This is a genomic window from Corynebacterium pilbarense (assembly GCF_026930265.1).
GTDB lineage: Bacteria > Actinomycetota > Actinomycetes > Mycobacteriales > Mycobacteriaceae > Corynebacterium > Corynebacterium pilbarense.
In genome coordinates this window covers 1-7,937 of sequence record NZ_JANRML010000027.1, presented here as the reverse complement: position 1 = coordinate 7,937, position 7,937 = coordinate 1, and the positions used below count along the sequence as shown (strand labels likewise).

Sequence of the window (7,937 nt, the reverse complement as noted above, 5' to 3'; positions counted from 1 at the left end):
CCGTCCTCGTCGGTGGCGGTGACCTCGGTGTCCTCGGACGGGTTGTTCACCTTGATGCCCGAGTCCTGCTTCTCGTCCGTCGGATTGACCGGCTGGACGCCGTCCTTGTCCACGGAGATGGCGTTGTCGTCGACGTTCTTGGAGTGGCCGTCCACCGGCACCTCCACCTCGACCGCGCCGTTAGGCAGGTTCGGGTCGGTGACGGTAACCGTGATCGGGCCGTCCACATCGGTGCCCGGGGTGAGGTGGATGTTGCCGTCCCCGTCGATCTCGGCCGGGATGTCCTTGCCGTCCTCGTCGGTGGCGGTGACCTCGGTGTCCTCGGACGGGTTGTTCACCTTGATGCCCGAGTCCTGCTTCTCGTCGGTCGGCTTGACGGAGTTCTTGCCGGAGGCGTCCACAGTCGTGCCGTTGTCGTCGACAGGCTTGTCGGAACCGTTGTCGTCGCGGTTCTTCTCGTGGCCCGCAACCGGCACCTCGAACTCGACGGAACCGTTGGGCAGGCTCGGGTCGGTGATGGTGACCTTGATCGGACCATCGACGCCGGGCTGAGGCTTGACGACGACATTCCCGTTGTCGTCAATCCTCACCTCAACCGGGTTGCCGTCCTCGTCCACCGCGGTGACCTTGGTGTCCTCGGACGGGTTCTTCACCTTGATGCCCGTCTCCTGCTCTTCGCCGTTCGGCTCGACGGTCTTGATGCCGCCCTTGTCCACCTCGACGGACACGCCGTTGTCGTCGACGCCCTTCTCGTGGCCGTTGACCGGGACCTCGACGTCAACCGCGCCGTTGGGCAGGTTGTCGTCGGTGATGGTGACGGTGATCGGGCCGTCCACATCCTCGCCCGGGGTGACGCGAACGTTGCCGTTGTTGTCGATGCGGACCGGGATCTCCTTGCCGTCCTCGTCCACCGCGGTGACCTTGGTGTCCTCGGACGGGTTCTTCACCACGATGCCGGTGAGCTGCTCATCGTCGGTCGGGTCGACCGGGGAAACCTCGGAGTCGTCCACGGTGGTCACGACCGGCACGACGACCGGGCCTTCCGTCTCCTCGGCAGGCTTCTCGGTGACCACGATATGGATCGGGCCGCCGACGTCGTTGCCGTCCTTGTCCTTGACCACCACGGTGGCCGGGCCAGTCGGAGCATCCTCCGGCACGGTGACGGTGATCTCGCCGGTCTCCGGGTCGACCGTGACCTTCGCGCCGTCGATCGGGTTGCCGTCCTTGTCGCGGACCTCGCCGGTCATACCGTCGGTCGGGTTCTTCACCTTGTCGTCGAGCGTGTCCTCGCCGCCCTGCTCAATCTCCTCGACCTTGGTGCCCGGCACGACGGTGCGGTCGGAGCCGTTGTCGCCCTTGTCCTTGGTGTGGCCCGCGACCGGGACCTCGATCTCGGTCTTGCCGCCCGGCAGATCCGGGTCGGTGACGGTGACCGTGATCGGGCCGTCGACATCGGTGCCCGGCACGACCGAGACGTTGCCGTCCTCATCCACGATGACCGGGATGACCTTGCCGTCCTCGTCCTTCGCCTGGACGCGGGTGTCGCCGTCGAGGTTGTCCACCTTGATACCGGTGGACTGCTCGTCATCGGTCGGCTGGACCTCGGTGACGTTGGAGTCATCAACGGTCGTCGGGTCTGCGGTCGGCTCCGCAATCACGACGTGGATCGGGTCGTCGACCTGGTTGCCGTCGGCGTCCTTGATGACCACAGTGGCCGGGCCGGTCGGAGCGTCCTCCGGCACCTTCACGGTGATCTCACCGGTCTCCGGGTCGACAGTGACCTCGGCGCCGGTGATCGGGTTGCCGTCGTTGTCCAGGACCTCGCCGGTCATGCCCTCGGTCGGGTTGGTGACCTTGTCGTCGAGCTTGGTCGGCTCCTCGGCGCCCGGCTCGAGTACCTCGACCTTGCCTTCGCCGTTGTCGATGGACGGCGCCGGCTCGGTGATCTCGATGTCGATCGGCTCGCCGACCTGGTTGCCATCGGCGTCCTTGATGGCGACGGTGGCGTCCTGCGGGTCGGTGCCCTCCGGGACGGTGACGGTGATCTTGCCGTCGGTGCCGATCTCCACCTTGGCGTCGTCGATGACGTTGCCGTCCTTGTCGCGGACCTCACCGGTCAGACCGTCGGTGACGTTCTGCACCGTGTCGTCCAGCACCTTCGGGGTGCCGTCAGCCGGAACCTTGTCGGTGACGGTACCTGGCATGAGCGCTGGGTCGGTGTTCTCGACGGTGCGCAGGCGCAGGTACGTCTCATCCGTCTGGCCGTCACGGGAGGCGCGGACAACGATGCGGTAGTTCTGATCTGCCTTCTCCGGGGTGCCGACAATCGCGGACTTTTCCTCGTCGAAGGACAGGCCGTTGACGCCGTTGTCGCTGTCCGCGATGGGATCACCGTTCTCGTCGAACCAGAAGACCTCGATGGTGGCGTCTTCCGCCAGCTTCTCCGCGTCGTTCGCCTCAGTGGCTCGCACCGGAATCTCCGTAATCGGCTTGCCCACCGGAACAGTCAGCTCCGGCACGACGTGCACGCGGACCTTGTGCTGGCTCGGATCCTTCTGCACGCGAACCACAGCGGTTTCCGTAGCGGTGGAGCCATCCGGGTTGGTCACCTGGACCTCAATCGGGATGATGCGCTCGGTCTCGCCCGGCTCCCAGTTTTCCACCACCGGGGTGCCAACGATCTTGCCGTCTTCGAACTTCAGGCCGTCGGGAAGCTTGTTGCCCGATTCCGGGTTGAACGTAATCTCGGCTTCGGGGTCACCCGGGGTGACCTCGATCGGCGTGATCTCATCGCCCTCGTCGACCTCCTGGTCCTGCGGGGTGACCACAACATCGCGGATGTCCGGGACACCGTTGCCGTCGGAGTCCAGCAGGACACGGCCGGTTGCCTTGTCCTGTCCGCCGGTGACCTTGGTGCCGTTGATCGTCTGATCCGGGTAGTTGACCAACACCGGGACCTCGAAGTCCTTCTCGGTCGCGTCAGTTGCGTTCTCCGGCGGCGTCACGGTGATCACGCCGGTGTCCGGGTCGACCTCGATGCCGTAGCCTGCCGGAACCTTAAAGTCCGGATCCAGCTCGTACTTCGTGCCCTCCGGCGCCGATGCCGGGACACCGGTGTTGCGCGTGACAATCGGGTCCAGCGTGACGGGCCTGCCGCCAGCGCTGGCGACCGCCTCGCCGTAGTCCACGTCGTACAGGTCCGCGACCTTGCCCACGATGGTGATCTTCGCGGTGGTGGAGTCTTCGGTGCCGTCAGCGTAGGTCACCTTCACCGGCAGCTCGTACTCGTCGCCAGCCTTAGCGCCCTGCGGAGGGATGAAGGTGATCTGGCCGCGGTCCTTCTTGTGGGAATTGCGCAACGTAGCCCAGGAGTCGATGGAGATGTCGCCCGGGTTCTTCACGTCGCCAGCCTTGGCAACCAAGTTCCAGCCCTCTGGGAGCGGAGCGAACTCAAACGCCTTGGACTGCTCCTTGCCGTCGCCCATGGCGCCGAGCTTCGGGTCCATGTCTTCTCGTGCGACGGTGACCGGGTTGTCCGTGTCAGTGACGTCGGTGAACGTCGCTCGGATCTCGCCCTTGCCAGTTGCGGTTTCGCCCCTGCCCAGCGCGTAGACATACTCGTCGTAGGACGGGTCGTAGTCGTCGGCGACGGCGAGGTAAGAGATCGTCGCATCGTCGATGAAGCGCTTCTCCTCGACGACGGGCTTGCCCTCTTCGTCCGTGACAACGTCACCAGTGTCCGGGTCGGTCTTGTAGATCTCGTCGTACACCTTGACGGTGTACTTCTCACCCGGTTCGGTGCTCTGCTCCTTCGGATCGAAGGTGAGGTCACCGGTGTCGGGGTCGATGCTGACACCGACTGGATCGTCACCGGTCAGTGGCCCCTCGGCGATCGTGTTTCCGTCCTTGTCAAGCACTTGGTAGACGGGGTTGGACGGGAAGTCCTGCGGATCCTTCTTGCCGATGTTTTCCAGCGTCACCGGATCCTGCTTGTTCGGATCAGCGGTGAAATCGTCCCACACCGGGGTATCAACCAGCACTACAAAAGAATCGACGGAGATGTCGCGCGAGCCGTTGGTCAGCGCCGCGTAGTAGTACGACCCGTGCGTCGCGTCCTTTGGCACGTCGAACGTGGAGCAATCCTTGGACGGATCGTTCTTGTCGCGCAGGTCGTTCTTGCTGGCGATGGTGCACGACTTCAGCACCTTGCCATTGCCGTCGCGCCACTCGAGTTGGGCACCAACAGGCAGCTGATCCTTACCGTCAATCACGACCTGAGCGGTGTTTCCGCGCTTGGCCGGGTTGTTGGTGTTGTTGTAGTTGGTGATGTTCAGTTCCAGGTCTGGATCCTTCACCAACGCCATGTTCATGTTGAAGATGCGGGAGTAGCCGAAGGAGTTCAACGGCTTCGGCGTACCGGTTGGATTCCACTGCGAGTTACGGTCCACGACCATGAACTCCGGCTGCGAGTAGTTCGTCGGTGCCGCAACCACACGGCCTTCGGGGTCCTCGACCCACACGTACAGGTGGCGCTGGAAGCCGTCCGGGGTGCCCTTTGCATACGCCTGGTCCTTACCCGGGAACAGCGACTCCGGGAAGCGCAGGGTGTACTCGCCCTTCTCGTTCGGAGCGCCGGAGACGGTGCCAGCGAGGAACTCCGGGTGGGCCTTCATCCACTCCTTAGCCTTCTCGGCGCGGTTCCACGGGTCGAGGGAGTCCACCTCAGTGTCGTAGCTGGCGGCGCCTTCCGGGGTGAGCGCGGAGGCGAACACCTTGTAGCCCTGTGCACCCGTTGCCGGCGCGTCTCCGACCGAGTCGCCGACGTTAAACAGCTGGTTGTTGTTGCCGGTTTCGTGCCAGATCTTGCCGGAGACCGTGCGCTTCCACAGCGGATCGCGGTGCGCGCCCGCGTACTTGATGGGGCCGAACGGGTCCTCGATGAGTTTGGAGCCAATCTCTGCGCTGGCGTCCGCCATATCCTCCGTCAGCGTGACAGCATCGCCTTCGGCCTTCATGTAGTTGTTCTCCGGCTTGCCCGGCTCATACGGACGCTCGTAGAACCACACACCGGTGCGCTGCATGTTGCCGTTGACGTTGATGGCAGCCGGGAACTCGCCGAGTGCGGAACCCGACGCAATGCCGAAGGCACCTGGGAAACCTGCACCAGTGGTGCGGACAGGCACCAGCTCGTTCTGAGTGCCGTTGTCGTAGGCCCCCTCCGGGGCGCCAGGGTTGCCCTCATCGCCGTAATCGTGCGGCGTGGCATCCGCCCACACACGGTAGCGCTGGCCCATGCCTGCCTTGAAGCGGTGCTTCTTGCCGGAGGCATCAACCCACTCCGGAACCGCGAATGCGTACATGCCCTTACCTGCGGACGGCCCCTCAAGGTCGTGCGTGTGGGTTTGGTAGATCGGGGAACGGGCACCGTCCGAATCGATCCATTGGAAGTACACCGGCACCGTCGACGGAACCGGTTTGAAGCCCTGGTAGGTGGTGGTGAGCTGGCCACCGCCGCGCGGGGTGACAATGGAAGCGCGGCCGGAGACAACGTCCTTGCCCTGGCCTGCCACGTTAGACAGGTGGATGCCGTTGGTGATCTGCTGCTGGGCAATGGCGTCGATGTTGTACACACCGGGCTTGCCCTCTACCGGCTTCGGCTGGGTGACACCCTTCTCACCACCATTTGCCCAATAGACGTGACGCCAGCCAGTTTCATTCTCACCCGGCTTGAACTCGCCTTCAAGGTTGTCGTTGTTCTGCTGGAGCCAGTCGTTCTCGAGCGCGCCAGCGTTGTTGTCAGGTGCGGCGTTGTCCGCATCCGCTTCTGCAGCGAATGCTGCAGCGGCAGCGCCAGGCACTGCGATCGGCTGCGCGAGCGGTGCGACCAACGCGATCGAGAGCGCGGCTGCCGCCACGGACGTGCCACGACGACGCACGATGTTACGTTTTTCCACGAGATTTCCCTTCGAGAGAATCGGGTGCCAAAAGATTCGCGGCCCTGACAAACGAAAAGCACACAGATATGGCAGGGCCTCTGCGCTTCAAAGTAAGCAAGCCTCCACCAAACAGCAAGACCTCTCCCACACTTTTCGTATCACATCGCGGCGACTCCCCAATGCATCAAAGACCTATAACCGCAGGCCTACCGCTTCTTGGACAGGACGCCACCAAACCACCTGTGCATTACGTAAGTAATCTGTTTCTGAAAACCGGCCCCAGCACACAGGTTGCAGACCTGTACAGATCCACACATTCTGCACGGATGCCGCCGCGTCCACCCCAGGTACGACCCCGCAGAGTAAAAACTTGCTAAGAGCAACAAAGACACCCCCGGAAAGGTGGTTACACGTGACAGAAAGCTTTCACCTGTCCATCTACCGGAAGCGTGATGGCAGGTGTGCAGCACAGTAGACAAAGCAGTAGCCCCTGCCCTCCCTTACGGGAGAACAGGGGCTAGGTAGCCGGACTAGACGAAGCTACTACTTCTTGTCAGCAGCCTTGTCGTCCTTCTTGGAAGAACCGGACTCAGCGTCCTTGCTGTCCTTCTTCGAAGAACCAGCGTAGGTCTTACCAGAAGAACCCTTCAGCTCAAGATCCTTCACAGAGCTGCCACCACCATTCGGCGAGCAGTTGTCGTAGATCAAAGTGCCGGCGAGGATACCAGCGGCAATCAGCGCCAGACCCGCAGCAACAGTGCCCAGGTCGGTGCCGAACGCTGCCAGCTGCTTGTTCGCAGCATCAACCTGCGCGGCGATCTCCGGGTTGAACAGACCCAGCTGCTGCTGAATCTGCGTGTTCGCAGCCTGCAGCTGAGCATTCGCGTCAGCCACAACATTGGACAGACCCGGAATCTCCATCTGGGTAGCCAGGCCCAGCGGGATCAGCGCCAGCAGCGGCAAACCAAAGCCAACCGAGGTAGCAACACACTTACCAGTGTCGATACCAACCTGCTCAGTGGTCTTGTTACCAGCACCGTCGGAGACAATCACCTTGTCGCCAGGCTTGAGCTCAACCTCAGCCGGAACCTTCACGGTCCACTTGCCGTTCTTGTCGGTCTCAGTCTCAACCTTCTTACCGCCCGGCAGCTCAACGATGATCTTCTCGTTCGGACGGTCGCCCGTACCAGAGACGGTCTTATCACCCGGCTTGATCGGGTTCACCGTCGGCGGAGTGGTGTCCTTGACGTCGCCCTTCTCCGGAGTCAGCGGATCAGTGCCGTCCTCGATCTCCTTACCGTCACTGATGCCGTCACCATCGGTGTCCGGGTTGTTCGGATCGGTCGGAGCCGGGTTGCCGTCCTTGTCCTTACGGTTGACCTCATCACCGTCGTTAATGCCGTCACCATCAGTGTCAGCCTTAGTCGGATCCGTCGGCTTACCGTCGAACTTGTTGCCGTCGCCAGTGACTTCGTCGCCGTCATTGATGCCGTCGCCATCGGTGTCCGGGTTGTTCGGGTCGGTACCGTGCTCCTTCTCCTCAGCGTCGGTCAGACCGTCGCCATCGGAGTCCTTCTCAAGCGGGTTGGTGCCGTCTTTCTTCTCGTCACCATCGTTGACGCCGTCACCGTCGGTGTCCGGGTTGTTCGGATCGGTCGGTGCCGGATTGCCGTCCTTGTCCTTGCGGTTGACCTCGTCCCCGTCGTTGATGCCGTCACCATCGGTGTCCGGGTTCAGCGGATCGGTCGGCTTACCGTCGAACTTGTTGCCGTCGCCAGTGACTTCGTCGCCGTCATTGATGCCGTCGCCATCGGTGTCCGGGTTGTTCGGGTCGGTGCCGAGCTCCTTCTCCTCTTCGTCAGTCAGACCGTCGCCATCAGAGTCCTTGTCGTTCGGCTCCACCGGCGGGGTAACCGGCTTCTCGACGGTGACGGTGACATCGACGTTGTCCTTCGAACCATCCGGGTAGGTCACCTCAACCGGAACAGTGATCTTGTCACC

Annotated in this window: 1 protein-coding gene and 1 pseudogene; both read right to left on the bottom strand. The window is 62.8% G+C overall.

Going from position 1 to position 7,937, the window contains the following annotated elements; genetic code table 11:
- On the bottom strand, positions 1–5,954 hold a 5,954-nt coding region (locus tag NUW87_RS11810), incomplete at its 3' end, for a YPDG domain-containing protein (RefSeq protein WP_269028584.1).
- A 525-nt stretch (positions 5,955–6,479) separates the two neighbouring features.
- Positions 6,480–7,937: pseudogene (locus NUW87_RS11100) on the bottom strand (Rib/alpha-like domain-containing protein); the annotation flags it as partial.